Below are 26,139 nucleotides of genomic sequence, written 5' to 3'. Positions count from 1 at the left end.
ATATTAAATTTCTTTGGCAGGATTTCCTGCTAATTTAGTTCCGGGACTGAATGATTTGTTTACAAAACTGTTGGCGCCTACGATGCAGCCATCACCAAGTATAACGCCTTTGGCAATTACACTGTGGGGACCAATATAACAGTTATTTCCTATTTCAACGGGTGCATATTGATAGGCTGCGACTCCCCCACTGGTTGCCCATTCTACGGTATCGTGAGTGTAAATGTGAACAGAAGCTGAGATGGAACACCATTCCCCGATTTTTAATCCGCCGCTTCCATCTAAAATGACAAAAGGTCCTACCCAAGTATTTTTACCGACAGATACATCTCCATAAACGCAGGCACTGTCATAAATACTGCTGCCTTCTCCAAAACCCAGGAATTTTGCTTTTTCCCACCGATCACTTAAAAGCTCATTGGTCGGAAGTGTTCGCTTAAACGAAGACCGGACCAGATTTCGTTTCGCCAGGAGCCAATGTTGAAGGGCATTCCAGATAAATTTCGAAAACATAATAATTTGTAAGCTGTGGCCAATATACAATCTTATTGTATATTTTGGGGGGCAATAATCTGCTCTGAATTATGTTTTTAAATAATTCCCGAATAAAGTTATTTCAGAGTTTGCTATAATTTATATATTTTTATGTTCAAATTAAAATTCAAACAAAATGAACACAAACAAATTACTTCTTGGTACATTGGCAGGAGCCATTGTGAATTTTTTCGCTGGATGGGCATTATATGCACTGGTCTTTAAGGGTTTAATGGAATCCAATTTATCGGATACCGCAAAATCTATTATGTTGCCAGAAGACCAGCATAATATTCTTTATTATTTTATCAGTGGACTTTTTATGTCGCTGGCGATGGCTATTATTTACGAGCGTTGGGCCAATATTCGTACGCTACAAACAGGCGCTATTGCAGGTGCAATCATCAGCGTATGTATTTCATTGGGATTTGATTTTCAGTTTTTGGCTTCAACTAATTTTTACAGTAGTTTTACAATGGTGATTATCAATGCCTTCATGTCTGCTTTGATGGGGGCATTGACTGGCGGTGCCATAGGCTGGATGCTTGGATACAACAGGGCCTAGAATATAGGATTAGATTCCGTTTATAAGAGCCTGGTATGTTTAATAACTTATCAGGCTTTTATTTTTTCACCATTTAGAAAAATCCTACACCACCATTCGAAATTCATCAGACTCCAGATCAACAAGCGATGATTTATACGGTGATGCAAATGTTCATCTACAATGCGGGCAATGTATGCTTTGTTGATGTATTCTGTAGATACCGTATTTTTATTTAAAAGAAGTTCCCGGATGTATTGTGCATTTTCTCCTCTGTACCAACTTTCATCAGGAGCGCTGAATCCTTGTTTAGGTCTGTTGATGATCTTTTCAGGAATAAAATCTTCCAATGCTTTGCGAAGTACATTTTTTCCATCCTTGAATTCTTTATAAAGCTGTTTTTTATTTCCAAAAATATCCTCGTCCATTTTTTTCAATTTTTCCAGATCTGCAAGTTTATGCCTAACCGGAATTTTTTGTGCAAATTCTACCAAAGCATTGTCCAAAAATGGAAAGCGTTCTTCCAGGCCGTTCGCCATGGATAGTTTGTCGCCAACAACCAATAATCCTGCCAGGAAGGTCTTTATTTCAAAATACAAACTGTTTTGGATATGCTGTTCCGGAGTATCATAGCGGAGATGATCATTAAAAAGGAATACGCGTTCAAAGGCTTGTCTTGGCCCAGCTTTGTCAATGTCGGGTATTAAATGTGGTAGAAACAGCTCCGATTTTTGTTCTTCTGGAACCAATCGTTGCCAAAATCCAAAATATTGTTCAAAATAATCTTGTCTGTCGATAGATTGGAATACGCGATAATATCGCCAGGGATAACCGCCGTATAATTCATCGCCACCTGTTCCCTGTAAACATACTTTGACAAACTTTGATGCCAGCCTGCTGATGTAATAATTTGGATAACTCATTCCGACCCGCAAATCTTCCAAATGCCAAACAACGCGAGGCAATGACCAGGCGAGGTCGCCGGCATTAATCACTTGTTCGTAGTGTTCTGTTTTAAAATAGTTGGCCATAAGTTCGGCATCCCTTCTTTCATCGTAATTGGCTTCTACCCCTGTAACACTGCTCATATCAAACCCACAGGTAAAAGTGGTCAATCTGGGTACGTGTTTGCTGGCCAAGGCGGTAATAGCCCCGGAGTCCATTCCCCCTGATAAGTAACTCCCTAATGGAACATCCGAAACCATTTGACGGCTTACTGCTTTTTGAAGTAAGCGTTCAGTTTCCAACTTGGCTTCTTCAAAATCCATTGATTCATCAGTGGATGTAAAATTATAATCCCACCAGGCATGATGTTGCAATTGCTGTGTTGAGCTATCTATTGCCATAGTATTTGCTGCAGGAAGCATAAACACCCCTTCAAAAAGAGTATGATATCTGAATAAATTCTGGAATGTAAAATATTCATTCAATGCAGAAATATTTATTCTCGTCTGATATTCAGGATGTGCGATGATTGCTTTAATCTCAGAACCAAACAACAATGTATTGTTTGCAAAATAATAATATAAAGGTTTTACTCCAAATCTGTCGCGAGCCAGGTATAATGTTTTGCTTTGTTTATTCCATGCAGCTATGGCAAACATTCCATCAAACCGCTGCAGATATTCGGGACCAAACCGACTTAGGCCTTCTACAATGACCTCTGTATCAGAATTCGATTTGAAAGTGTGACCATACTTTCTCAATTCATCGCGTAACTCTTTAAAATTATAAATGCAACCATTAAAAACAAGGGCCCAATGATTGTCAGCAGAATGCATGGGTTGCGCCCCTCGGTCACTTACATCCAGAATAGACAATCTGCGATGTCCCAATCCCAATTGATGATGAATAAATACACCTTCACCATCAGGGCCTCTGTGTGCTAATGCATCTGTCATTTTCCGGAGAACGCCTTCGGATACGGCTTGCCCGTCTAAATGAAAAATGCCTGTGATTCCGCACATGATTTAAATTCGATTTACTGACTGAATGCATTCAGCAATGTAATGAAAATCCTCTTCTTCCATCAGATTGTGTAATGGGATGGACATACTTTGTTGATCAGCCTTACGAGCGTTAGGAAAGTCATTTACCTGAATACCAAATGTATTTTTGTAAAATTGCAACATATGCACTGCATGGGTGCCGGGTCGGGTAGCAATTCCTTTATTTTGTAGAATTTCCATAAGTTCATTTCTTTGAATTGGTGATTGGCTTTCGTCAATAAATAAAACATATGACTGCCATCCATGCCTGAATCCCTGCGGTGTTTTTGGAGTTTTTATCCAGGAAATATTTCGAAAGGCATCTTCATAAAAACCGGCCCATTGGTCTCTATAACGAATGAATGCATCTAATTTTTCCAGTTGAACATTGCCAACAGCTCCTTGCAAATCTGTCATTCGGTAATTGTAGCCTACCATTTCGAATTCAGGAAGTATATAGGGTTTTGGACCTTTATGTCTTTGTTCTTCAGAAATAGAAGCGCCATGGTTGCGAAGTCTGTTGAGAATTTCTGCCAGCTTATCATCATTTGTCGTCAACATGCCGCCTTCTCCGGTAGTTACCGATTTTCTGGGGTGAAACGAGAAACAGCCTATATCACCCAAACCTCCTGCCGGGATTGAATGGTATTGGGCTCCTGCGGCACAGGCCCCATCTTCGATGATGCGTAGTCCTTCGCTAACGGATTTGATGGCATCCATTTCTGCACACAGGCCAAAAAGATGAACAGGGATGATCGCTTTTGTTTTTGATGAACGTTTGGCCTCAATTTGAGCAGGATCCATATTAAAACTTTCCAAATCGATATCGACAAACACCGGTTTTGCACCACAATACATAGCTGCATTTGCAGTTGAAACCCAGGTAAATGCAGGCACGATCACCTCATCTCCAGGACCAACACCAAGTGCGACTAAAGCTAAATGCAAAGCGGTCGTACAATTGGAAACTGCAATGGCATGATTGACCTGATGGATCTCCGCAAATCGCTTCTCAAAAGCAGCTACCTGGGGCCCCTGCGTCATCCATCCAGAAAAAATGGGACCTTTACAAGCTTCCCATTCCTCCTGACCCATAGAGGGTTGTGAAATCTGAATATATTTTCTTGTGCTCAAAATGCTGAATTATGAAGCACAAAGGTAGGATTGGCCTATGACTTTTTGCTCGTATTACGCCATTCAATCAGCTTTTGCAAACCTTGTTCCAAAGTAAAAGAATAATGAAAGCCTAAATCGTTTTCTGCTTTTATGCGGGAACCAATGCGATTTTGAACGAGTGCGCGGGCATCATCTGCAGAATATGGTTTGTATTGCACTTTAGATCCGATGATTTTAGTTGAAGAATTAAATCACATAATTCGCGAATGGAGGTTTGAATTTCTGTACCTACATTGTAAAACCCAAACTTTTGTTCGCTGGTTAATGCACATATGTTGGCGCGAGCTACGTCTTCTACGTAAATAAAATCGTAAGCCTGTGAACCATCTCCGTTGATGACAGGTGATTCATTGGCATCAATTTTATTCAACATAATAGGGATGACTCCCGTGTACGCGGCAGTTTGATCCTGATGCGGACCATAAACATTCATATATCTAAGTCCAATAACTTGTAATCCATATCTGTCGTTAAAAGCAGTGCACATGGCTTCGCCGGCAATTTTAGTCGCGCCGTAAAAATTTTTATTGTTGAATGGATGATCTTCTGTCATGGGTAATTCTAGGGCATCCCCATAAACGGATGCTGATGAAGACCAAATCAGTTTTTTAACCTGGTGTTTTACACATGCTTCCAGAATATTAAAGGTGCCGGCAATATTTACTTCAAATGCAGTGCGTGGAAAATCTTTACAATGCAAGAGCCACATGGCAGCTAGGCAAATCACATAATCTTTTCCATATACAGCGGTATCCAAAATATCTATATCCCGGATATCTCCACCAAAAGGAAAAATACTACATCTTTTGTCGAGCAATGCCCGGTCAAGGTATTCTCTTTTTCCCCGAGTAAAATTATCGTAGACTACGACTTCCGCAACAGGATGTTTTAACAATTCTTCGACCACAAAGCTTCCGATAAATCCCCCGCCGCCGATCACCAGAATTTTACTGTTGTTGAGTTCCATAGTGTATATTCATTGCAGCAAAATTAATGGAATTCAAAAGAAAATTTGGATTAATTATCATGATCCGTTTGTTTCCCTCTGATCTCGCAGATTTGCCGCAGAGAATATTATAAACAAAAATCTGCGCATGATCTGCGCAATCTGCGGGAATAAATATCGCAAAGCTTAATTTATACACAAATGGTTAATTATAACAACATGAATTGTTGCATTTAATCTGACGTCCAACGGCTGATAGAGTATGTTGCATTGAGGCTTCGCTTTTTCAGTTTAAATACTCCGATGCCTTCTCGACTTCCGCTATCATTTGAGTTGCCTTCAACAGATTCGTAAATGCTTTTGTTGATTTGACGATGGTAGAATCCCGTATGTCCGATGCGCTTTAATTTTGGGTAATACAGGCAAAACACATCGCCACTCTGCGGCGTTTTTAGGGATTGCTTTTTGGCCCATATAAGGTTTTTTTTATTTTGTGCGGTCGGACTATAAACATTGATTGTCGTTTGAATACCGGCCTGGTCGAATACCCATTTTACAAAAGCAGCGCACCAGGGCTGACCTGCTTTGCCGCCTGCTGCTTTTAAATATTCTTCAACGCGCTGCCCTTTATTTGCTCCTCCTTGTTCTATCACACCGAGCTCATCGAGGTAGATGCAACTTATACATGGGCTTTGTACAGACTGACCAAAGCAGCGATGAAAAAGCAGTATAAAAAGACCAATAGAAATAATTTTTGCCATGCTTGTAAATTATCAAAGTCATCTTTCGAGCGATTGCTTACCTCAAGTTTTTGTGAACGCACATTAAATTCCTTATTTCCCTTATAATATTTCCATAAATGTCTGAAACAAAAACGAAGTGTAAAAAAAGCAATGCTATTAAAAAATAGAAACTCTCCGGTGGCCAGTAATGCGGCTTGCCAAAATGATGGATCGTAAAAGCCAACGCCCTCTCCGAATAAGTATTGGCCCAATATTCCCAATCCAAAAAAGGCTAGAAATGACAATGGAATAGACCAAAACCCATTCCAAAATAGAAGAAAGTATTTTAACTTTTTAAGGGAAGACTGACCTTGTTGTTTCCCTTGCTCCATATTTTCGTGTTCTACCATATCCGTACTTTTTTATATCTGCAAATTTCATTATATTAATGCAAAACATAACCAATAATTCCTCCGGCCAAAAATCCAATGATCAAATATTTATATCGATCCTTTTTTGCACTTTTAATGTATTCAATGGCCTGATCCAGATTTTCATTGGCTCTATTGAGTTGTCCGCTGAGCGTAGTGAGTTGTCCGGTCATCCTTATCAACGAGTCTTGAGTTGATTTGATGTAATTACCGCTTGTGTTGTAAAAGTCCTGATTTAATTTGAACAAAGCATCATAAGCTGATTTTCGTTCTTCGAGAAGTTTATTAACCAAAGAGTCGCGTGTCTCCATTTGCTTGATCAGATTTTCATAACTGTCGCTCGATGTAAATAAGAGCTTATAAGCTTTGTTGTATTTATCAAAAGTAGGTTTATTAAATAACCATAATGTATCCAACTGGTTATCGAGTTGAATACCGCGGGTGATGTAATAAACATTAATATTGACACTATCTCCCATTTTTAGTGGATCCAAGAGCTGAGCCATATTTGCGGTACTGTAAATACTGCAGAGCACTACCAGAATTTGAAGTTTAATTTTCATTGCCCTAGAGGTTTTAATGGTTTAGTTTCGATTTCCCGAGGGAGTTCTTTGAGCATATTTAGGATATCCTTGCGCTGCAATTGCAATTGTTGAATTTTGGACTGGATATCTGAAACCCGGTTTAGAATATTTTTTTCGCGATTTAAGAGGATACTATCAACCTGCAAACTCTTGAGGTGGAAGCTTTCCAACTCTTGTTTGAACTTATCAGTTTGCTCTTGAAGACCATTTATGGTGACATCTATAGTTCGGATGGTAGCTTGTGCAGAGTCAAGTATGACTTTAGCGTTTTTAATTTCATTTATGGCTTTGTCCAATTTACTCTGTGTAAATATGGATATCACTGTTGAGACAATCATGGCCAGGATTAAGACCCAAAAGGCAATTTTATAATGTCGTTCGTTCATATCGAAATAAATTTGAAATTACGAAAAATGGACAGTCGGGCAAAGTTTAAATAAATAAATTTCTTTTGAAAGGGTGTTTTTCCTGTATTTATGGGGGTGATTTAACGGCATTTGAATTTACATTAGCTGATTTGTGAATTTCTTATAAAATACTTATCTTTGGTATGGGAGCGTAATTACAAATGCACAATATGGAAACAGAAAATTATAAACTTATTCATTTGCAGTCTATAGGTTTTGGAGTATATATTATATTGCTTCTTGGATTTGTGTCATACATTAAAGGAGAGAACTTTTCATTCGGGATATTGGAACATTCGATACTATTATTCTCCATTTTTTTAATTACAGCAAGTGTATTTTTAAAAAGAGAACGGGCATCAGCTAATTTGATTCTTTGCCTGAGCTTTTTTATTTGCTTGCTATTGTTTTTTAGAAGTTATAATGGGATATGTATTTTCATTATGGCTGTAATTTGTGATCAATATTCAAAACTGAACTATAATTATAGGAATTGGAATGTGTTTAATAAACTTGAAGCATGGTATAATAGAATAACCAATTAAAGGTGGCTAAACATCAGATCATTTTTACTGGTAATTAGCTGCAATAATCTGAATCCAAATTTCCAAAGACGATGTTTATGCCAGAATACTAAATAATCGAAGGATTCTAAAAGCCACATTTGAAAAATATTGATATATATACTTTCAAAAGATTTAAAACCGGATTTGTATTTTTTTCTGGCGCAATGCTTCTATTATTTGCTGTTAGACCTCTTATAAAATGGCTACCATTAGCTTTCTGGGATTATATGTTTATCAGTTTTGTTATTACATCCCTTATAGCTACGCGATTTTTACGACAAAGTAAATTTTCTACGAATCTAATACTTGTATTGGCAATTCTCATAGCATTTTTTTTACTTTTAATAAGTTTTTCAATCTCTGTATTGGGAATTCTTATTTTATTAATAAACGTTTTATTTTCAATAAACCGGAACCAAAGTTGGTTTGATATTTTTAATAAAATGGAAAATAGCTGTTTCAAAAGGAAAAAATGAATAAAAATAGGCAGCTCGTTGTTGTCTTCATTCCATTTAAATAATCGACTTAAAACCGGGAATTTAATCTATTGGGAAGAGGTCTTGCCTAAAAAACAGTCATTAAAAACGAATAAATGACAACTGACGATCTTTTGGCGACAATTACAGCTCCTTTTGACGAGATCTTCAATATTTCACTAGCTTTCTAATAATTTCACCATCCCTAAACTTTAATTTTAGCATATAAAATCCGGCACACAAATTTTCCAGATCAATTACATGTGATGCAGAATCTAAATGAGTTTGGAAATGCAAATTTCCGCGCAGATCATAGATTTGAAGATGAGCTGTACCTAATATATCTTGAACGTGCAAAACATCATCAAACGGATTCGGATAAATCAACACATTATTTGATTTATCTTGGTGAGTAGAAGTAGCTAAACCACCTTCATACGCGCCTATAGATGGTGGGTTTAAATAAAATTTTCCGGAATAGTCTTCCTTGACGTTAATTTCCAATTTTCCTTTTCCTATCGCCGGCGAATTAGATAACAATCGGTAATCTCCATTCAGCAAATTCATAAACTGAGGATTCATCTGCACAATTCCTTGTGTTTCTATGACGGGCAATTGCGGCCCGCGCCAATTGGCATTATCGAGATGATACCAAAGGTTATTAGAAAATTTAAAAGTAGTCGGACTCGTATTGGGGCCTATATTGACATCCGTCGAAAGAGAATTATTCACAACGACAATGTTGTTAATAAAACTATTGTTGGCACTACTTAGGTAAAAACTGGTATCGCTACTTTCCTGTAGAATTCTAAGGATCCATCTTTCGGGTCTGATGATCGTATTGTTGATAAAACGCACATTGCGGCTTCCCACAAAAGCTACGGGAGTTACTGATCCCTCTATAATATTGGCGGCCGCGAGAATGTTTCTCGCTTCATAATTGGCACCCGCTGGTCTGAAGAATGCACTGCCCGTGCTCCCACCTAAATTTAAAGTGCGTTGACCGCCATTGGTAAAATGGTTGGACAGGATTTCGATTTCACTGGATGCCCCTTTAGCCTGAATGCTATTACTTCCCAGTTGAATAAATCGATTATTGCGGATGGTCCCCGCATGGCAACCCACCATATCGATTCCGCTACCTCCTGTTGCGCCGTTTTCAAAATGACAATGCCTGATGATGAAAGAATCCAGTCCCGATAATTTTAGTAAATCATTATTTCCACTTGCGGCCATATCGCGAAAAACGCAGTTGTCAAGGATGACGTGTTTCGTTGGACTTTCCAAACTACCTGCATCATCTATATTCATTCCATTTCCGGTTTGACCGCGTACCGTAATATTAGATATGTGTATAAATTCTGCATCACTAAAATGCAGAGATTCACTCCCGCCATCAAAAATGACCTGGTCTCTATTTGTTCCTTTGATAAAAATAAAGGCATCCCGCCTTCCTTTTAAATTGCTAATAAAAAAGGGACCTCTGTAGTTGGCTGGATGAATGAGTATCGTATCTCCGGGTTTAGCAGCAGCAGCGGCAGTCACCGGATTGGCATAAGTCCTTCCCGGGCCTACATTTAATGTTGTTTGGGCCTGCAAACAATAAGTAGTTACCAACAAACTTATAATAAAGCAGTAAATTTTCATTTTCAAATAATTTTAGCTTTGTAAGAATTGAATTAATATTGTTAAAAGTTTTTTTGAATCTACCTTTTCCATAGGATGAATGGTGTTTTCCAATGTTATAAAATTGCAATTAGGAATGGCTTCAGCTGCTAACATTGTTTCTTCTTTACTAACCATATGATCTTTGTCGCCTAATAACAATAAACACGTTGCACTAATTTTTATAAGATTATTTTTATCCAATATAGGTTTGTCTCCTAAACTTGTCATCATGTTTGCAGTTTTCTCAAGGACGCTTTCCCAATGTGCACCATGTCTTTGTTGAAGCAGATTTGCAAATCCCGGAAAATTATCAAGAATGTTTTGGGCTGTTAAAATGTTTGCTTCTTTTTGAGCGGATTCGGGATTCCAATCAAATTTGGTAGCCAGACAAACAATTTTTTGTGTTCTTTGAGGGTAGCATATATTATGGTATAAAGCGACATATCCTCCCATACTATATCCAAAGATGTAAGTGTTGTCGAGATCATTTAAACGGCAAAAGGATTCCAAAGCTTCTGCCATATTCTCTATTTGAAATGGATTCGTTGAATCGGAGTTTTTACCATGGCCTTCGAATTCGTAAATATATACCTTGAAATTTTCTTGTAACAGGCTTGCAAGTTCCTGGAGTTGTTCTGCTGTAGCAAGTGCTCCATGTAAGAGGATAAGGTTTTTCATCAGAATTATTTGCCGTCGAAAGATAATCATTCATGATTTGAATGGCAAGGACTGGAAATGTTAATTTATAAAAGTGTTGAATTCTTGTAGTTTGAATCTGGACATCTATCAAGTCAGCAAATTTTTTATCGGGAACCAGCTTTCAAATTGAAACATTGAATCACGAAGCCAAACTCATACGGCAGCTGCATTTGTGCGACCCCAAATTTGATTTCCATTATTTAAACGTAAATTTGTCTTTCAATCAAACAACTGTGAAAAAATTTAGTATTGCAATACATGGCGGTGCCGGAACGCTGCTGAAGTCGGAAATGAATCCCAAATCTGAAAGCAAATATCGCGAAGCCTTGTCAAAGGCGCTTGCCAAAGGATATTTTATCCTTGAAAGTGGCGGCTCCGCTTTAGATGCGGTGACTGCAAGTGTGGTTTATCTGGAAGATTGCCCTTTGTTTAATGCAGGCAAAGGTTCTGTCTTTACCTCCAAGGGTACGCAGGAAATGGATGCATCGATCATGGATGGAAAGACTCAGGACGCAGGAGCTGTAGCCATGGTTCGAAGAATTAAAAATCCGGTGCTGCTTGCCAGAACTGTTTTGGAGAAATCTGAACATTTGATGCTTGCCGGCAAAGGCGCTGAATTGTTTGCGAAAAAACAAGGTATTAAAAGAGTATCTGAAGATTATTTTTTTACAAAGCAAAGATACAAACAGTTGTTAGTTGCAAAAGAAAATAATGAAATTACCCTCGATCACGACTCCCGTAAATTCGGGACAGTTGGGGCAGTTGCTTTTGATCAACAAAATTGCCTTGCCGCCGCCACATCTACTGGTGGCATGACCAATAAAAAATTCGGACGCATCGGCGATACACCCATCATTGGTTCCGGAACCTGGGCTGATAATTCAACATGTGCTATTTCTTGCACCGGATCGGGTGAATATTTTATGCGTATGAATGTAGCCTTTCACGTTGCCTGTATTATGAAATACGCTAAATTAAGTTTGGAGGAATCAGTGCACAAAGTCATCCACGAATTATTGCCCACTATCAATGGGGATGGCGGATTAATTGCAGTTGATGCAAATGGTAATTTATGTCTTGATTTTAATACCGAAGGCATGTATCGGGCGTATCAAAAAAATGGTGAAAAAGCGGTAATTAGTATATTTAAAGAAGAAAAATAATATTCGCAGTTAATTGAAATAATATGGCCTAAAATAGAAATTGAATTTATAATGCGAATCCTAAATTAATTTATGAATTAAAAAACAAACAACTTCAAAGTTCAGCGGACTTTTATTCATTTTGGGCTTTTTATGTCACCGTACCTCCAAGCCACTTCACTTCCAGCTCCTCTCCACTTTGTGGAGAAGATGGCAGATTCTGGTTCTTTTAAAATTGTTGCTATTATTTTAAATCCGTAGCTCTGAGTAGTCTTCTCCCGCTTTAATAGTGTAAAATCTACACCCCAAATTTTTTCAAAGCGGGATACGCTGGGGTGATAGGAAAACTCCGTTTTCCAAACGGATGATAAATTGAATTATTTTTGTTTTGTTAATTTCAGGGAGAGATGTCCTAACAACTATAATATTCAAATCGAATGTATTTTATTTTTCTTCCTTTTTCCAAATGCATGCGTTCGTAATAGGTTTTAAGATTTAGTTCGGGAATACTTAATGCTGAATCATATATAGAATCATTGTTGTATAAAATCTTATAGCATGGGTGTTGTTCAATAGATTCAAGGCTAAATGCATATAGATCCGGGTCATCTGTTTTTAAATGAAGCAGAGCGCCCTGTTTTAGTACTGCTTTGTAAATATTGAGAAAACTATTTGATGTCAATCGTTTTTCTGCTTTGCTCTTTCGAAGAAAGGGGTCCGGAAAAGTAATCCATATTTCATCGACTTCTGAATTTCCAAAAAAGTAAGGTAGTAGCTCAATTCGGGTTCTTACAAATGCAAGATTCCTTAGGCCTTCTGTCAACGCTGCTTTGGCTCCTTTCCAAATGCGTGCACCTTTTATATCTATACCAATAAAATTTTTATGAGGAAACTGTTGTGCCAATCCAATACTGTATTCGCCGCGGCCACAGGCCAGCTCAAGAACTAGTTCATTTGTATTGTTGAAATACCTTGATTTCCATTGAGCTTTATAGTCAACTGGAGTGTCAGGATTACTGAATAATCTGGGATCTTCGAAACTAAAATTCTCGAGTACATTTGCAAAGTGTAAATTTTCTGCAAATTTTTCAAGTTTACTGCGCTTGCTCATAAAGATTCAAAATTCAATATTCGATCTAAATGATTTTGGAAACTTTCCAACTCATAAATGTTTTCATTCGGTCTGTCGTCTAATTGGATAAAGGTATCAGGATCTTTGAGCAATAATTTCAAATTTTGAGCTTCGATGAGGGTGCAGGCCGCTTTTTTGTTGGGTCTAATGACATATACCGGACTTAAGCAATCGTGGAGATATTCATAAGTATTAAAATCATATTTTAGTTCATAGGGAAGGAAAAATGCGGGATAACGAAATTTGATCCAGCTTCTTAATGAATAAACCGGATTTTCTAATATCAACAATCTTGCAGGTAACATGGTATTTACATAACAGGCAATCGGTACCAGAAAGTCCATAGCATAAATGATAATACTGTCTTCGCGATGGCGTTTTGCCAACCAATCCAGGCAAGCGGTGACGTCTTCGGTTAGACTGGTTTCTGAAAGCTCACCTTTACTTTTTCCATATCCCCGATAGTCTGGAAGTAATACGGAATATCCGCGCGAAACAAATTGTTGGCTTTGGAATTGGAAGCGATCGAGATTACCTCTCACCCCATGTAAAAAGAGGATTACCCCTTTTTGTATGCTGCTTGTTTTATACAATACGGCAGATAAGTGTTGGTTTCCGGGTAATTGAATTTCTAAATGTTCGATTCTCTTGGAGCTGGGAGTCTCATATTTAGAAGTGCGTTCAGTTTTAAATACAATTGGATTAATGAGGATGTATACGGACATCAAGCCTAGAAGATACAATATGCAGATAGCTGCAGTAAAAAGTACCATATTTCTCCAGGTCCACGTCATGGTGGCAAGGTATAAAATATGAGGGAATTGTTCAGCTTAAATAGCTTAAACTTGAATATTGTATTTTGTAATATTACTTTTGTGATTGGCTGGAATTATCTTTTCGAATTGTTAAAAACCCGGATCTTTTAAGGTCAAATCCGGGTCTGAGCTATTTCTGTATATGAAGAAATCTATATTTGTTTACGATTATTTTGGTAAATCGCTTGTGTCTATTTCGATGCCATCCATTTCTATGAATGCATAATCGGTACTATCTATCAGAAGGGGAGGTTCTGATGGCTTTGGTTCTTCCAATAAAACAAACTGTTCTTCAACAACAATATGAGCAGTGTCGGTTTGGCTATAAGTTAATAATTGCTCAGTGACGATTGCGGTTGTATCCGCGTATGGAGAGACTGATTTAATGTGTTTGAACGAATTAAATGCCAGTTTCTGCTTCAACTCAGTTTTACCATGATTTGGAGTTTTAAAAGAATTTGGATTTACAGCTGAACGGTCAAATATTGAGCCTAATCCAAGTAAGGCTGAAAGCACGAACCCTGCTAAGGTGAAGGTCATAAATAAGGCTCTTATCCTGGTTTTCATAAATTCTTTAATGAATAGACCAGGTATTGGGCTCAAGGTTACATTGAAACCAAAAAAAATAATGTTAAAGCTATTTTAGGGCTTTCTTACTTTATAATACGGGAGTTGTTGTCGCACCAATCTGGGCAGGGACCTGTATATCCCATGAGACCTTCTGCATTGAATTGAAATCCCTTACTTAAATTCATGGATTCTGAATAATATGAATCTGAACCATTTCTAACCAATGCAATGTAAATCGTTTTATTTTGGGTTCCAACTGCTCCTGGATACAATCGAAAACCAACAATGTTAGCATTAGCTTGCATTTGTCCATTGAGATAAGTAATTAAATCTCTGTTTATACTATAACCGGAAGAGTCAGGTCTCATCATGCGCTTATAAGACCTGTAAGCCTGTCTAAGAGTGGACGTATCATCAACTGGAGTAATTGTGTTTGGTGCAGGAATTACAAGGCGGCAAGAATCAGGATTTTCATTGAGTAATCTGCAACAATTTGAAATGGTGCATGGCGTAGAAGTATCACCACCTTTCCAAATAAAATACCCGGCACAAAGACCCGCGCTGATGCAAACACAGGCAAGAATAATGTCTTTCATAATTATTATTTTGTTTGATTTTGAATAAAGATAGCCTAAATATAATGCATTCCGTAGATTTGCCATAACATGAGATTATTTATTTTACTTATCGCAATTCTTCTATCTAATATTTCATGTAGAATAGCAACTGTAGAACAACAGAATTTATCGTGTAAAGTATGTTCGGAAGTATTAAATCTTTCAACATTTCAAGGTGCCGTTTTAGAAGCTTATACTCATATCCAATTTAATGATGATTGGAGATCCGCAGACTCTTTATTGAGAAGTACCATCCAAAGATTTAAGTCATCCCTTATCATTGATTCTTTGGTTTATTTTAGTTGCGCTTATTTAACCCTTCCGGAATTGTCCGGTAATAATTTGCTTTTTACAAAAGAATTAGTAATGGAACTTGAGCGTAGTGCTTCCAGCGTTAAAAATCCTCAACTTCAAGCTATTCTTCACTTTGCTCTTAACCATTATTATTATCATACTTTTGATGCACTGAAATCCTTTAATCACGCACATAAATTGGTTTCATTGAACGCAATGGAAGCTGGTGATATGAAAGTTCTGGAACACATTGCTCTGGGAAGAGCTCATGAACGTGCCATAGACTATAAGTCGGCCTTGAAAAATTTTTTGGAGGGGTATTACATTGCGGAGGAAATCCAAATTACTTTTTATCGATCTTTCATTCTGGGGGTACTCTCAGATTTTTACAATCGAAATAATCTTCACGAAAAAGCTTATGAGTACAAATTAGTTTCACTTGATCTGTTAGCTAATGATTCAATTTCTTATTATTTTTCATTGTTGCATAAATTGGAATATGTACGGAAGATTAATAAAGACGGTACTTTTAATCTATCTGAGTTTAAGGAGGTTGTCAATTATTCTAAAAGATTTTCAATTAAAAGACTTTCGGTATATGCATTTGCTTTTCTTCGAACTAGTTTTCTTGATGCAAATAAAGCTCCAGAACTATACAAATTATATTCTGAACAATATCCTGAAGAATTAGAGCAGTTTAAAATTATTGACTCTGATAATTATTTTAAGTTTATGGCGGCTTATCATGAATTTAGCGGAAAGCCAGATTCAGCTGAATATTATTTCCAGAAGGTGATTAAGGCATATTCACAGAGTAATGCTGGTTTTGGCAATATTTATTCCTTGTATTTGCGGTATGGTGATTTTAAAGTGCGAATGGGAGATCAGAAGCTGGCACTTAAGGCATACCTGCTTTCGTTTGAGGCTGTAAACCATTTGAACAACACCAAACACCAGCTTATTGCTGCAAAAAAATTAAAAGATATTTATGTTGCATCGAACCAGGGAAATGAAGCTGTGCAATTTATACAGATCTTTCATTCTTTGCAGGATCGGGCGGATAGTTTGCAGCACGACCGCGATATCGTTAAAATGGAACTTGAAAATGGAGCGCAAATTCTACAACTTCAGAAAAGGCTTGAAACCGAACAACTGCACAAGGTCCACCAAAACCAATACAATCTTATTGCTGTTTTTATAGGTCTAGTACTTTTTATTTTGCTTGCTGCTGTACAGTTACATGTTCCGATTTGGATTATCAGAACTTTGGGTTTTCTGTTCTTTATTTTCTTATTCGAATTCTTCATCATAAAACTCGATAAACAAATTCATCATCTTACGCATGAAGTTCCTTGGAAACTTTTTACTCTCAAGGTTGTTTTATTTTCTATGTTACTACCTCTTCATCATTGGCTTGAAAAAATTGTGGTCCATTACCTCGTTGAGAAAAGAGCAAGTGGCGGGCGATTGATAAAATTTAACTTTCAAATTATTTCAGACTGGTTTCAAAAATGGAATAAGCCAGGGTAGTTTTTACGCACTTAGCGGACTGTTTTATTTTATGACAACTTTATTTGTGTTTATTCGTTTTAAGCTTTGCTTAAATCATGGAACGAAGCTATTCATTTACTTTAAGTGTTTAGTGATCTGGATTTTTACATTTTCTGAAAACGCAATGGCTGTAATTTAAATATTCTCAGACTTTGAGCTTTAAGCTTTCCGCTTATTAGTTTGAATTTACAAAACATACAACTGTTAGTTTAATTGGTTTTAATATCGCTGATCCTTTACATACGGCAGTTTCTTCATTGACTCCACTTCCAAACTTGGAAATTCAAAGTCTTCCGTAATTTTCCCCTGAAGGACATAACAGCCGCGGCCCATAAAGGGATAGCGTTCGAGTGAAGGCGGAAAATGAGTACTGTCGAAAAAGGCGCCCTCAGGATCGACCCAGGTGCCGAAAGCCATGAGCTTACCCTGTTTGGTGCGTACAGGCTTTTGGGTGACGTAATACCCCAGCATTCGGGTCTGACTCCGATTGTACTTTTTCATGTCTTTAGCAAGGATCGAGTGAGCAGGTTTTTCTTCCAACAGATCAAACGGACTGCAAAGCGGAAAGCCCAGCAATTCAATTTCGTCGAAGACCTGATCAAAAGGCCCTTCTTCAAGTTTTGGGATTTCAAACTCTTCGCTGCCGTCGGCAAATAAATAAGAGGGTACAGCCTGCAATTTTCCCATTTCGGGAACTGCATTTTTCTGCCACATGAGTTCAGCTTTTTGCATGCCGGTAAAAGAGAAGGCGCCGATGCGAATGAGCAGCAGTAATTGCTCGCGACCCATTGGTACTCTGCGGATGAAATCGTCGAGATCCGTATATGGGCCATTGTGTTTTCGTTCTCTGACGATGCGTTGTGCAATGGATTGTTCAATTGAATGTATATGTATAAAGCCTATCCAAATGGTTTTGCCCACAATGCTTGTGAGGTATTGGCTGTTATTCACGCAGGGTGCTTTGATTTGCGCACCGTGCATGCGGGCTTCGTGAATGTACAATTCTGCATTGTAAAATCCTCCGAAGTTGTTGATCACCGCAACCATGAATTCCAGCGGGAAATGCGCTTTCAGGTAAAGGCTTTGAAAAGACTCAACCGCAAAGGAAGCGGAATGGGCTTTGCAAAAAGAATAACCACTGAAACTTTCAATCTGGCGCCAGACTTCGTGTGTGAGGGCATCGGGGTATCCGCGCTCTTTACAGTTTCTAAAATATTTTTCCATCAGATTGCGGAAAGTATCAGAGCTCTTGCGTTTTCCCGTCATAATTCTGCGCAGGACATCCGACTCATCCAGATCCAGTCCCGCAAAGTGATGTACGATCTTCATCACGTCTTCCTGATAAACCATGACGCCGAATGTTTCCTGTAGATGTTCTTTAAATATAGGATGCAGATATTCTACTTTTTCGGGATGGTGGAAGCGCTCGATATATTCTCGCATCATACCCGATTGAGCAACGCCGGGGCGAATGATACTGCTCGCCGCAACGAGATGTACATAGTTGTCGCAATGTAGTTTCGTGAGCAGTCCGCGCATGGCGGGCGATTCGATATAAAAACATCCTATGCATTGGCCCGATCGCAATTGCGTGCGCACGCGTTCATTTGTTTTAATGGATTGGATGTCGTGAATTTCTATACTTTTTCCCTGGTTGTGCCGCACGAGATCAACGGCGTCTTTGATATGTCCGAGTCCTCGCTGACTCAGGATGTCGTACTTGTGAAAACGCAGGTCCTCTGCCCCGTACATATCAAAATGGGTAATGGGAAAGCCCTTGGGCATTTGTTGAAGGGCGGTGTGATAGTGAAGCGGCCGTTCAGAAATGATGATACCGCCTGCATGAATCGAAAGATAGTTGGGAAATTTTTCAATCTGTTTTCCATAATGAAAGATGTGTTTTGAAAAGGGATGGTGTTTGTCTGTGGCTTTGGGATGGTCGATGATGGTATCAATGTCGGCTTTGGGTAAACCGAATACTTTTCCGAGTGCGCGCACGATTGATTTTCCCTTGAAGCTGTTGTAAGTGGCCAGCAGGGCTGTATACTCGCGACCATAGCGTTCGAAGATGTACTCCGTTACATCATCGCGTTCGCTCCAGGAAAAATCGATGTCGAAATCCGGCGGACTGGTACGGTGCGGGTTGATGAAGCGTTCAAAATAAAGGTCGAGTTCGAGTGGATCTACGTCGGTGATGAAAAGACAAAAAGCGACGATGGAATTGGCGCCACTGCCGCGCCCAACGTGGTAATAACCGGCAGATTGGGCATAGCGCACAATGTCCCAGGTGATGAGAAAATACGCGCTAAACCCAAGCCGGTGGATGACCTGCAGCTCCCGGCGCACACGGTCCGTGGCGCGGTCATTGTGTGCGCCGTAGCGTCTGCGGCATCCCTGAAAAGCAAGTTTGGCTAATAATTTATAGTCGCCTTCCGGTGCTCCGGTAAAACAACGTCTGTTGTTGATGTCGTCTGACGGCATCTCAAATCGGCATTCGTCCAAAATGGCCTCGGTGTTGCGGACGATGCGTGGATACTGCGAAAATATTTCGCGGATCTGCGCCGGGGAAAAAAATACTTCATCACCGGCTGCGCAGTCTGATGCTTCGAGTTTACCGATGACGATGTTCAGATCAATACAACGCAAGAGTTTATGCGTGCGAAAGCCCTGCCCGTCAAGGAAACTAACCGGGCAAAAGACTACGAGCTTGTCCACGTGAGGACGCAAGGACGAAGAAAAAAGGGCAGGTACTTCCGCGGGCTTTATTCCTATATATTCATAATCCCTCAAGGCTGTTGGTTCACAAGGGGCCTTCCGGTAAATGACGAAACAATGTTGCCATTCAGGGGCCCTTACTTCGATGCTTTCCAGCGATAAACGACTAAGCTGCCGGTTGATCTCTGCAATGCCTTCGGCGTTTTTAGCCAGGGCAGTGTAAAGATGTTTTCCATGCTGCCGGAATTCCAGTCCGTAAATCGGCCGGACACCCTCCCGCTCACATGCTTGCGCAAAGGCAAAGGCAGCCGAACAGTTGTTGATGTCGGTCAGCGGTAAAACCCCTATTTCCAGCCGCGCCGCCTCCTTCGCCAATTGTTCAGGCGACAGGGTTCCGTAACGCAGTGAGAAATAGGAGTGCACCGAAAGTTGCATAAGGTATTCTTATAATGACGAATTATTCGGCAATGATATGACGAATAATCGACATGAACAATATATTTTTAATAAATTTTGAGCAGCTGAATCGAAAGAATGTTTTACTCCTGTGTAAATCATTGATTTTCAGAGAAGAGATGCCACAAAGTCACGAAGACACAAAGTACCGCGAAGAGGAAAAACTTAGTGGTCCTTAGTGCCTTAGCGCCTTCGTGGCTAAAAAAAAGTCCAATAGAACCCCGAGTATTAGTTAATATCGAATAAAATGAAGATCTCGAAAAAGCGAGGCCACAAAGTCACGAAGACACAAAGTACCACGAAGAGGAATACTTAGTGGCCCTTCGCGCCTTCGCGCCTTCGTGGCAATTCAAAAGACCAAAAGGAACCCCGAGTATTAGTTAATATCGAATAAAATGAAGATCTCGAAAAAGCGAGGCCACAAAGTCACGAAGACACGAAGTACCACGAAGAGGAATACTTAGTGGTCCTTAGTGCCTTAGCGCCTTCGTGGCAAAAAAAAGTCCAATAGAACCCCAACCATCAATAAATATCGACTAAAATCAGGATCGCAAAAAAGATAATTTGTTTCCTAAAAAAATGCAATCAAAAAAAAGCTACAATAGATACCCACAACATAGCTAGGCACAAGACCATTTTTAAGAGGCTGCCGAATAGAAATCCAACGAAAGAACCCATCGAAGCTTTAAATGCCTGCGGACCTTTATTTCCAACGAGTAATTCACCGATGAGTCCACCAAGAAAAGTACCTATTAACATACCCACAATGCCACCAGCCAAACCTATAAACATACCAAGCATTCCGCCGATTACTCCCATTTTACTTCCACCAAATTTTTTTTGTCCGATGGCAGGTATTACAAAATCGAGAATTGTAATCAAAATGGTAAGTATGCTGAAACACCATAAATAATGACTTCCAAAATCAATTTTATGACTCCAGTGAATGAGAAACATTCCTAGTAGACTTAAAGGGGGACCCGGCAAAGGAAGAATTGAACCGGCAAGTCCCACAAGCAAAGCAATAAACCCAAAGCTGATCAGTATGATATCCAGAAACATCTATATGCGAAATTCAAGGATTAAATTGAAATTCAAAAGAAAGATAAGATTGGAATCTCTATCATTAAGGGCGAATCGACAAGTTTATTATAAAAACCGACAAACGATTTATAATTTGTGTAAAAAATTTTCAAGATCGTGAAGTAGGTTTTCTTCTAGATGGTTTATTTTGCGATAGACAGCAGCCAATTCACGTGCGGTATGCATAATCCGCTTTTTGATATCTTCGTCAAACAAAGATTTGTGTTCGAGTGCATAATCTTTGAATTCCGTATAGGCATCCTTGTAAGAAAATTGATTTTCATCAAGCCATTCAAAGACGGCTTCAATTTCAAAAGAAAGATCCGTGTTGAATTCATCAACACCATCATCCAATGATTTCCAAATTCGAAGTACTTCTTCATGCAATTTATCGAGTTCTTGTTTTTCGACATTCCCGTCTGCATCGGCCACTGCATAAAACAAATAAGCTAGTTTCTGATAAAAAATTTCTGATCGGTTCATACGTGTTCACTTTACTTTACAATGTACTGTATATTTTTAAGAGCGGCAAATATGGCTCTGGAATCATTAAAAAAAAATGGAGGAGAACTTATTCCCCTCCATAGAACACAATATCAGCCTTTAATAATATTGCAACTAGGATTCTGCAGCTTTGACCCCTTTGCGATATACATGGTATACATATACCGGAATATGGAGAGGTTCGAGATATTCCTCAATTAAACTGCGTATATCTTCCCAATCCAAACCGCCCACGCCCGTAGCTAATCTTGGAATGGCCAAACTTTGGATGTCTTCTTTTTGGATCTCTTTCACCAGGTTTTTAAGGCAATGCCTCACATTAATCGTAGAGGCCCGTCCAGGATGGCCGGAATTGCCCTGAGCAGGTTCTTGTGTCAGCAAATTGAAAATTTTATTTTTTTCGGCTCCCTGCCATAACCAAACATCCCCGGCTTTGGGATGGAAAGTTTGACAATAATGTCTGAAATCTTTATACATAGAAGGGAAATTCTCCCTTAGACCAAGTGCCAGGCCTGTGTCAAAATGATCCATTGGCGCCACTCCATGTGCTATGGCATCCGCTTTACTCATCATAATATCACCTTCAACGTATTTTAACATATGGCTTAAATATGTCCACAAGATTTGCATTTTAAAAGTGGATATTTGGTGACTGCTGTCATCGGCTTGCTTGATTTTGGTCAGTATCAAGTTATAATGACATTCCAATCGCTGAGATTCTATTCACCATAGCATTTATTATTAAGTGGTAGCATGAAACGAGCATATAAGAATTTGATAATTTTTAAAGTCTGCACTTATTCAATAAAAAGTATGGATGATTTAATAAACGGATCTTCAAAATTTACGGCATAGATACACGGTCTAAATTATTACCCCCTAATTTACTTCGCGAATAATTTTATAAATGAAGTACAGCACCCTAACGGAAAATGAAGAGTTTATTGGAAAATCAATTGTACATGCAGCTTATCAAATTCATAAAGAAATTGGACCGGGTCTTCTGGAAAAAGTATACGAATTATGTATGTTGCATGAGTTGATGGCACAAGGCTTCCATGTAAAAAGGCAAGCGATAATTCCAATAAAATATAAGGGTATTCATTTTGATGAGGGTTTGAGATTGGACTTATTGGTTAATAATGCTGTAATTGTTGAAATCAAAGCAATGGATACTGTGAATGCAGTGTGGGAAGCCCAAATTTTAAGCCAATTAAAATTATCAGAATTAAAATTAGGCTATCTGATAAATTTTAATGTAGTACTTATAAAAAATGGAATACGCCGATTTAGAATGTAGATTATTGGAATGAACTTTGATCATTCGTCTCTTTACGTGGAAAAGCGAGGCCACAAAGTCACGAAGAAGAATACTTCGTGGTCCTTCGTGCCTTAGCGCCTTCGTGGCTAAAAAAAAGCCCGAATAGAACCCTGAGTATTAGTTAATATCGAATAAAATGAAGATCTCGAAAAAGCGAGGCCACAAAGTCACGAAGACACAAAGTACCACGAAGAGGAAAAACTTAGTGGTCCTTTGAGCCTTAGCGCCTTCGTGGCAAAAAAAAAGCTGTATAGAACCCCAACCATTAATTAATATCGAATAAAACGAAAATCTAGAAAAAGCGAGGCCACAAAGTCACGAAGACACAAAGTACCACGAAGAGGAAAAACTCAGTGGTCCTTTGAGCCTTAGCGCCTTCGTGGCAAAAAAAAAGCCCAATAGAACCCCAACCATCATTAATTAAAAACGCATTAGAATATCAGCAAGCCAATCCTCCAGGCATTGAATTCGTAATCATTAGAATTCTTAAATAAAGTACTGAGATCGTAATTAACTCCGATGTGTACTCTTTTATAACCAATAGATGCACTTAAACCATAATTGGTTTTCGTGAAATCATAGTCTTTGTCTAATTGGAGTTCAGCCGCTTCGTCGTCTGCAGTAGTGTATTCTAATGTTTGAGAATGAGAGGTATTAAAACCGACATATCCACCCAGATTCAAAGCAAACTTCTTAGACTTGAATTGAAGACCCACAGGTATACGCAAAAATCCCAATTCTATTTTAGAGCGGTCCACTTTTTCTGTGGGACTTGTAAATGTCGCTTCTCCATTTGCTACTCCCAATTTCTGAACATCCTTTTTCTGAACAAAACAACGATTGTCCCAACCAATACCATAATAAATACTAAAAGGACTTTTTGATCCACCTAATCGCGTATTCAATAAAATATCAAATTCGCCAAACCAATTATATGAACTCCAGGTATTGAATTTGGGATAAGAAATTGACGCATTTTTAGTGCCTTGTTTTAATCCATTCCAGTACATTCCGTATCTGATTTTAAACGAGGTCCTTTTCTTGTTACCGGAAAGCAAACCCATCGGACTTCTACCGGAACCCATTTCCGGCATTTCAAAATCCTGTGGAGTGGTGTCTGAAGGCATTCCCATACCAGGATCTGAAACATCAATAGTAGCATCTGCGGGAGTTGTCGGCACAGGTTCATAAGTCAATTTTTCATATCCTTCATAAGAAGAAGCACTTAACTGGCTAAGGATTTCTCTTCCTCTAGATTTATAAGTAGCCGCATCAATTTCTCCTTTACCAAATGACTCCTTAAGCCTTTTAAAATCATCTGATAATTGGACAACCACATCAAAAGTTGGGCTTTCCAGGGGCTTTTGATCTTGAGCATTTAAATGTAGTGTAGACAACATTAAAAGTAAAGCAAGTAATTTTTTCATAGTAAAGGTATTATGGCTTAAAAGTACGTTCAATTATTAAAATGCAGATGTCCTTTTAACAATTTAAAATTTATTTAAGACTTTAAGGTCTGGCATCAATTTGTCCATCATAATCGATCCCTTGTTTTTTCAAAAGATTTTTGACAATATATCCGAAAAACGCAAGATATGCAAAACATACAACTGTTAGCCAATAGGATTGATGAATGCCTATGCTTTCAAGATCTGCCAATTTGCCCTGTAGAGGCGGAATAATCGCGCCACCTAAAATCATCATAATGAGAAATGCTGCTCCCTGACTCTCGTATTTCCCAAGACCGGCAATCGATAATGAAAAGATGCAAGGCCACATCACCGAGCAAAATAATCCACCACTCAGAAAAGCATAAATAGAAATCATACCGCTGAACAGCAGTCCGATAAGCATACATACCATCGCCAGACTACTAAACAAAATTAAGGTAAGCGCAGGTTTATCTGCAGCCAGAAAAAAAGCGAGGATTAACACAGCAACACATAAAATATATGCATTTAAAGGGCTCATATCTTTTCCGGCAATCCGGTTGACTATTTGTACAACAGCAAATGCAAGAATGGGTACAAGGATCATCATGATTTTCTTTGTTCTTGCTTCCAGTTTAAATACGGGAATGGCACCCGTCCATCTCCCGATCATTAAACTCCCCCAAAACATGGAAATAAAAGGAGTGATCGCAGAAGTTTGCATATTTCCGAATTCCGGACTTTTTAAAAGTTCCCCCATATTACTTTGAATAGTGACTTCAACACCCACATAAACAAATATTGCAAACATGCCAAGGGTGAGTTGAGGATATTGCAGCGCACCCCAGCCCTGATGTTTTTTTTGAGACCATCGAAAGGATGCCCAAAGTCCTGCAATTAATATGAACAATGCTCCAATCAGCCAGAGCATTCTATTGAACTCTACGCCCTGCAGTTCGGATTCACTCCATTCGATTTTGTAGCTGTTAAATACCGGTACAAAACAGGCTATAAAACCAAGTGTCATTGAAAGTAATAACCATACTGCTTTTGGAGCAGGCTCAAATCCACTCAATCCTTTGCCATCTGGTACTTTTTTGGAAAAAGCAAAAAGCAATGCAGCGATTAAAAACAAGAGTCCTACACCCATGTATAATCCTATAACACTGTTTAAACTAAGATTTTGTAAAGCACTGTCGTCGTAATGGGTAGCACCAAAAAGAGCCAGTGCAACAATAATAGGCCCTATGGCCGTTCCAAAGGAATTGATTCCGCCGCCAAGATTTACGCGGTGTGATCCGGTAGAAGGATCGCCCAGTGAAATAGCAAAGGGATTTGCTGCAGTTTGTTGCAAAGAAAATCCCAAGGCAAGTATAAAAAATGAAATCAGGAAAAATGTAAAGCCATTTTCTTTAGACCCATACTCAACACTGATGATCATTGCTATAGCACCCAGAAGTGAAAACAACAATCCAAATACAATACTTTTTTTGTATCCCCAGCCAGAAACAAGATCATTTTGCTTCCAATTGCTGTAAACAAATAAAGACAATGCACCAATGTAGTATGCACCATAAAATGCAAAATCTACCAACTGGCTTTGAAACTGATCCAATTGAAAATAATCTTTGCAAAAAGGAATAAATACTCCATTTCCGGAAGCGATAAAACCCCAAAAGAAAAAGACGGTAATGAGTGTTGACAAGGCCCCATAATTGGTTGCCATTTTGGATGTTTGTTTGTGAGATTCCATTGTTTGATAATTCAG

23 protein-coding genes and 1 pseudogene are annotated in these 26,139 nt (G+C 38.7%); 4 read left to right on the top strand and 20 right to left on the bottom strand.

The genetic code is table 11. The features are described 5' to 3' along the window. Positions 1-3: 3 nt before the first annotated feature. The gene (locus tag IPM92_16100) at positions 4-513 is read right to left on the bottom strand and encodes an acyltransferase (GenBank protein ID MBK9109845.1); all 510 of its coding nucleotides are present in this window, start codon (positions 511-513) and stop codon (positions 4-6) included. Positions 514-670: 157 nt separating this feature from the next. Here IPM92_16100 and IPM92_16095 point away from each other — a divergent pair, with 157 nt between their 5' ends. Next, positions 671-1,099, top strand: a complete 429-nt coding sequence (locus IPM92_16095; GenBank protein ID MBK9109844.1) for a hypothetical protein — start codon at positions 671-673, stop codon at positions 1,097-1,099. 50 nt (positions 1,100-1,149) lie between these two features. Here IPM92_16095 and asnB read toward each other — a convergent pair whose 3' ends face one another. The 9 genes and pseudogenes from asnB to IPM92_16050 form a co-directional block, all read right to left on the bottom strand. Then, the gene (asnB, locus tag IPM92_16090) at positions 1,150-3,045 is read right to left on the bottom strand and encodes an asparagine synthase (glutamine-hydrolyzing) (GenBank protein MBK9109843.1); all 1,896 of its coding nucleotides are present in this window, start codon (positions 3,043-3,045) and stop codon (positions 1,150-1,152) included. Between the two features lie 3 nt (positions 3,046-3,048). Next, entirely contained in the window at positions 3,049-4,161 is a 1,113-nt protein-coding gene (locus IPM92_16085; protein MBK9109842.1) for a DegT/DnrJ/EryC1/StrS family aminotransferase, read from the bottom strand. A gap of 74 nt (positions 4,162-4,235) precedes the next feature. Next, positions 4,236-5,209 (bottom strand): annotated as a pseudogene (locus IPM92_16080) (NAD-dependent epimerase/dehydratase family protein). Positions 5,210-5,421: 212 nt separating this feature from the next. Beyond that, positions 5,422-5,949 (bottom strand): CHAP domain-containing protein, encoded by a 528-nt coding sequence (locus IPM92_16075; protein MBK9109841.1) that lies wholly within the window; start codon positions 5,947-5,949, stop codon positions 5,422-5,424. Beyond that, entirely contained in the window at positions 5,868-6,320 is a 453-nt protein-coding gene (locus IPM92_16070; GenBank protein ID MBK9109840.1) for a hypothetical protein, read from the bottom strand. Before IPM92_16070 ends, IPM92_16075 begins: the two co-directional genes overlap by 82 nt. Positions 6,321-6,355: 35 nt before the next feature. Further along, positions 6,356-6,904, bottom strand: coding sequence for a hypothetical protein (locus IPM92_16065; protein MBK9109839.1), 549 nt, complete (start codon positions 6,902-6,904; stop codon positions 6,356-6,358). Then, on the bottom strand, positions 6,901-7,311 hold the full coding sequence (locus tag IPM92_16060; protein ID MBK9109838.1) for a hypothetical protein: 411 nt from the start codon (positions 7,309-7,311) through the stop codon (positions 6,901-6,903). The genes IPM92_16065 and IPM92_16060 overlap by 4 nt, the downstream gene beginning before the upstream one ends. Before the next feature lie 1,231 nt (positions 7,312-8,542). After that, positions 8,543-10,021, bottom strand: coding sequence for a right-handed parallel beta-helix repeat-containing protein (locus IPM92_16055; protein MBK9109837.1), 1,479 nt, complete (start codon positions 10,019-10,021; stop codon positions 8,543-8,545). Positions 10,022-10,033: 12 nt separating this feature from the next. After that, positions 10,034-10,720 carry an alpha/beta fold hydrolase gene (locus tag IPM92_16050; protein ID MBK9109836.1) on the bottom strand — a complete coding sequence of 229 codons (687 nt, stop codon included), beginning with the start codon at positions 10,718-10,720 and terminating at the stop codon, positions 10,034-10,036. Between the two features lie 254 nt (positions 10,721-10,974). Here IPM92_16050 and IPM92_16045 point away from each other — a divergent pair, with 254 nt between their 5' ends. After that, entirely contained in the window at positions 10,975-11,904 is a 930-nt protein-coding gene (locus IPM92_16045) for an isoaspartyl peptidase/L-asparaginase (protein ID MBK9109835.1), read from the top strand. 391 nt (positions 11,905-12,295) lie between these two features. On the opposite strand, the gene trmB is transcribed toward IPM92_16045, so the two are convergent. The 4 genes from trmB to IPM92_16025 all read right to left on the bottom strand — a co-directional run bounded on the left by trmB (position 12,296) and on the right by IPM92_16025 (position 14,996). Then, positions 12,296-12,994 carry a tRNA (guanosine(46)-N7)-methyltransferase TrmB gene (gene trmB / locus IPM92_16040; protein MBK9109834.1) on the bottom strand — a complete coding sequence of 233 codons (699 nt, stop codon included), beginning with the start codon at positions 12,992-12,994 and terminating at the stop codon, positions 12,296-12,298. After that, the gene (locus IPM92_16035) at positions 12,991-13,788 is read right to left on the bottom strand and encodes an alpha/beta hydrolase (GenBank protein ID MBK9109833.1); all 798 of its coding nucleotides are present in this window, start codon (positions 13,786-13,788) and stop codon (positions 12,991-12,993) included. Before IPM92_16035 ends, trmB begins: the two co-directional genes overlap by 4 nt. A gap of 210 nt (positions 13,789-13,998) precedes the next feature. Beyond that, positions 13,999-14,397, bottom strand: a complete 399-nt coding sequence (locus IPM92_16030; GenBank protein MBK9109832.1) for a hypothetical protein — start codon at positions 14,395-14,397, stop codon at positions 13,999-14,001. An 86-nt stretch (positions 14,398-14,483) separates the two neighbouring features. Next, entirely contained in the window at positions 14,484-14,996 is a 513-nt protein-coding gene (locus IPM92_16025) for a hypothetical protein (protein ID MBK9109831.1), read from the bottom strand. A gap of 69 nt (positions 14,997-15,065) precedes the next feature. Here IPM92_16025 and IPM92_16020 point away from each other — a divergent pair, with 69 nt between their 5' ends. Further along, positions 15,066-16,841, top strand: coding sequence for a hypothetical protein (locus tag IPM92_16020; protein ID MBK9109830.1), 1,776 nt, complete (start codon positions 15,066-15,068; stop codon positions 16,839-16,841). 240 nt (positions 16,842-17,081) lie between these two features. Here the strand turns inward: IPM92_16020 and IPM92_16015 are convergent, their stop codons facing one another. From IPM92_16015 to IPM92_16000, 4 genes are all read right to left on the bottom strand, one after another. Next, positions 17,082-20,012: a DNA polymerase III subunit alpha gene (locus IPM92_16015; GenBank protein MBK9109829.1), complete on the bottom strand. Its 2,931-nt coding sequence runs from the start codon at positions 20,010-20,012 to the stop codon at positions 17,082-17,084. Positions 20,013-20,618: 606 nt separating this feature from the next. After that, positions 20,619-21,095: a DUF456 domain-containing protein gene (locus tag IPM92_16010; GenBank protein ID MBK9109828.1), complete on the bottom strand. Its 477-nt coding sequence runs from the start codon at positions 21,093-21,095 to the stop codon at positions 20,619-20,621. Positions 21,096-21,203: 108 nt separating this feature from the next. Next, entirely contained in the window at positions 21,204-21,599 is a 396-nt protein-coding gene (locus tag IPM92_16005) for a hypothetical protein (GenBank protein MBK9109827.1), read from the bottom strand. A 135-nt stretch (positions 21,600-21,734) separates the two neighbouring features. Continuing rightward, positions 21,735-22,220, bottom strand: coding sequence for a macro domain-containing protein (locus tag IPM92_16000; GenBank protein MBK9109826.1), 486 nt, complete (start codon positions 22,218-22,220; stop codon positions 21,735-21,737). Positions 22,221-22,527: 307 nt separating this feature from the next. On the opposite strand from IPM92_16000, the gene IPM92_15995 reads away from it, so the two are divergent. Continuing rightward, positions 22,528-22,920, top strand: a complete 393-nt coding sequence (locus IPM92_15995; GenBank protein MBK9109825.1) for a GxxExxY protein — start codon at positions 22,528-22,530, stop codon at positions 22,918-22,920. Between the two features lie 452 nt (positions 22,921-23,372). On the opposite strand, the gene IPM92_15990 is transcribed toward IPM92_15995, so the two are convergent. Together IPM92_15990 and IPM92_15985 are read right to left on the bottom strand one after the other, a co-directional pair. Beyond that, entirely contained in the window at positions 23,373-24,368 is a 996-nt protein-coding gene (locus IPM92_15990; GenBank protein MBK9109824.1) for an outer membrane beta-barrel protein, read from the bottom strand. Positions 24,369-24,450: 82 nt separating this feature from the next. Then, positions 24,451-26,124, bottom strand: a complete 1,674-nt coding sequence (locus IPM92_15985) for an MFS transporter (protein MBK9109823.1) — start codon at positions 26,122-26,124, stop codon at positions 24,451-24,453. Positions 26,125-26,139: the final 15 nt, after the last annotated feature.

This window comes from Saprospiraceae bacterium, from assembly GCA_016719615.1.
GTDB lineage: Bacteria > Bacteroidota > Bacteroidia > Chitinophagales > Saprospiraceae > Vicinibacter.
Note: the sequence above shows the minus strand (reverse complement) of the source record. Positions and strands in the feature narration are given on the sequence as shown.

Excerpts from the sequence above, each read along its gene's own strand:
- IPM92_16100 (MBK9109845.1), bottom strand. The coding sequence starts at position 513 with ATGTTTTCGAAATTTATCTGGAATGCCCTTCAACATTGGCTCCTGGCG.
- IPM92_16095 (MBK9109844.1), top strand. The coding sequence starts at position 671 with ATGAACACAAACAAATTACTTCTTGGTACATTGGCAGGAGCCATTGTG.
- asnB (MBK9109843.1), bottom strand. The coding sequence starts at position 3,045 with ATGTGCGGAATCACAGGCATTTTTCATTTAGACGGGCAAGCCGTATCC.
- IPM92_16085 (MBK9109842.1), bottom strand. The coding sequence starts at position 4,161 with ATGGGTCAGGAGGAATGGGAAGCTTGTAAAGGTCCCATTTTTTCTGGA.
- IPM92_16075 (MBK9109841.1), bottom strand. The coding sequence starts at position 5,949 with ATGGCAAAAATTATTTCTATTGGTCTTTTTATACTGCTTTTTCATCGC.
- IPM92_16070 (MBK9109840.1), bottom strand. The coding sequence starts at position 6,320 with ATGGTAGAACACGAAAATATGGAGCAAGGGAAACAACAAGGTCAGTCT.
- IPM92_16065 (MBK9109839.1), bottom strand. The coding sequence starts at position 6,904 with ATGAAAATTAAACTTCAAATTCTGGTAGTGCTCTGCAGTATTTACAGT.
- IPM92_16060 (MBK9109838.1), bottom strand. The coding sequence starts at position 7,311 with ATGAACGAACGACATTATAAAATTGCCTTTTGGGTCTTAATCCTGGCC.
- IPM92_16055 (MBK9109837.1), bottom strand. The coding sequence starts at position 10,021 with ATGAAAATTTACTGCTTTATTATAAGTTTGTTGGTAACTACTTATTGT.
- IPM92_16050 (MBK9109836.1), bottom strand. The coding sequence starts at position 10,720 with ATGAAAAACCTTATCCTCTTACATGGAGCACTTGCTACAGCAGAACAA.
- trmB (MBK9109834.1), bottom strand. The coding sequence starts at position 12,994 with ATGAGCAAGCGCAGTAAACTTGAAAAATTTGCAGAAAATTTACACTTT.
- IPM92_16035 (MBK9109833.1), bottom strand. The coding sequence starts at position 13,788 with ATGGTACTTTTTACTGCAGCTATCTGCATATTGTATCTTCTAGGCTTG.
- IPM92_16030 (MBK9109832.1), bottom strand. The coding sequence starts at position 14,397 with ATGAAAACCAGGATAAGAGCCTTATTTATGACCTTCACCTTAGCAGGG.
- IPM92_16025 (MBK9109831.1), bottom strand. The coding sequence starts at position 14,996 with ATGAAAGACATTATTCTTGCCTGTGTTTGCATCAGCGCGGGTCTTTGT.
- IPM92_16020 (MBK9109830.1), top strand. The coding sequence starts at position 15,066 with ATGAGATTATTTATTTTACTTATCGCAATTCTTCTATCTAATATTTCA.
- IPM92_16015 (MBK9109829.1), bottom strand. The coding sequence starts at position 20,012 with ATGCAACTTTCGGTGCACTCCTATTTCTCACTGCGTTACGGAACCCTG.
- IPM92_16010 (MBK9109828.1), bottom strand. The coding sequence starts at position 21,095 with ATGTTTCTGGATATCATACTGATCAGCTTTGGGTTTATTGCTTTGCTT.
- IPM92_16005 (MBK9109827.1), bottom strand. The coding sequence starts at position 21,599 with ATGAACCGATCAGAAATTTTTTATCAGAAACTAGCTTATTTGTTTTAT.
- IPM92_16000 (MBK9109826.1), bottom strand. The coding sequence starts at position 22,220 with ATGTTAAAATACGTTGAAGGTGATATTATGATGAGTAAAGCGGATGCC.
- IPM92_15995 (MBK9109825.1), top strand. The coding sequence starts at position 22,528 with ATGAAGTACAGCACCCTAACGGAAAATGAAGAGTTTATTGGAAAATCA.
- IPM92_15990 (MBK9109824.1), bottom strand. The coding sequence starts at position 24,368 with ATGAAAAAATTACTTGCTTTACTTTTAATGTTGTCTACACTACATTTA.
- IPM92_15985 (MBK9109823.1), bottom strand. The coding sequence starts at position 26,124 with ATGGAATCTCACAAACAAACATCCAAAATGGCAACCAATTATGGGGCC.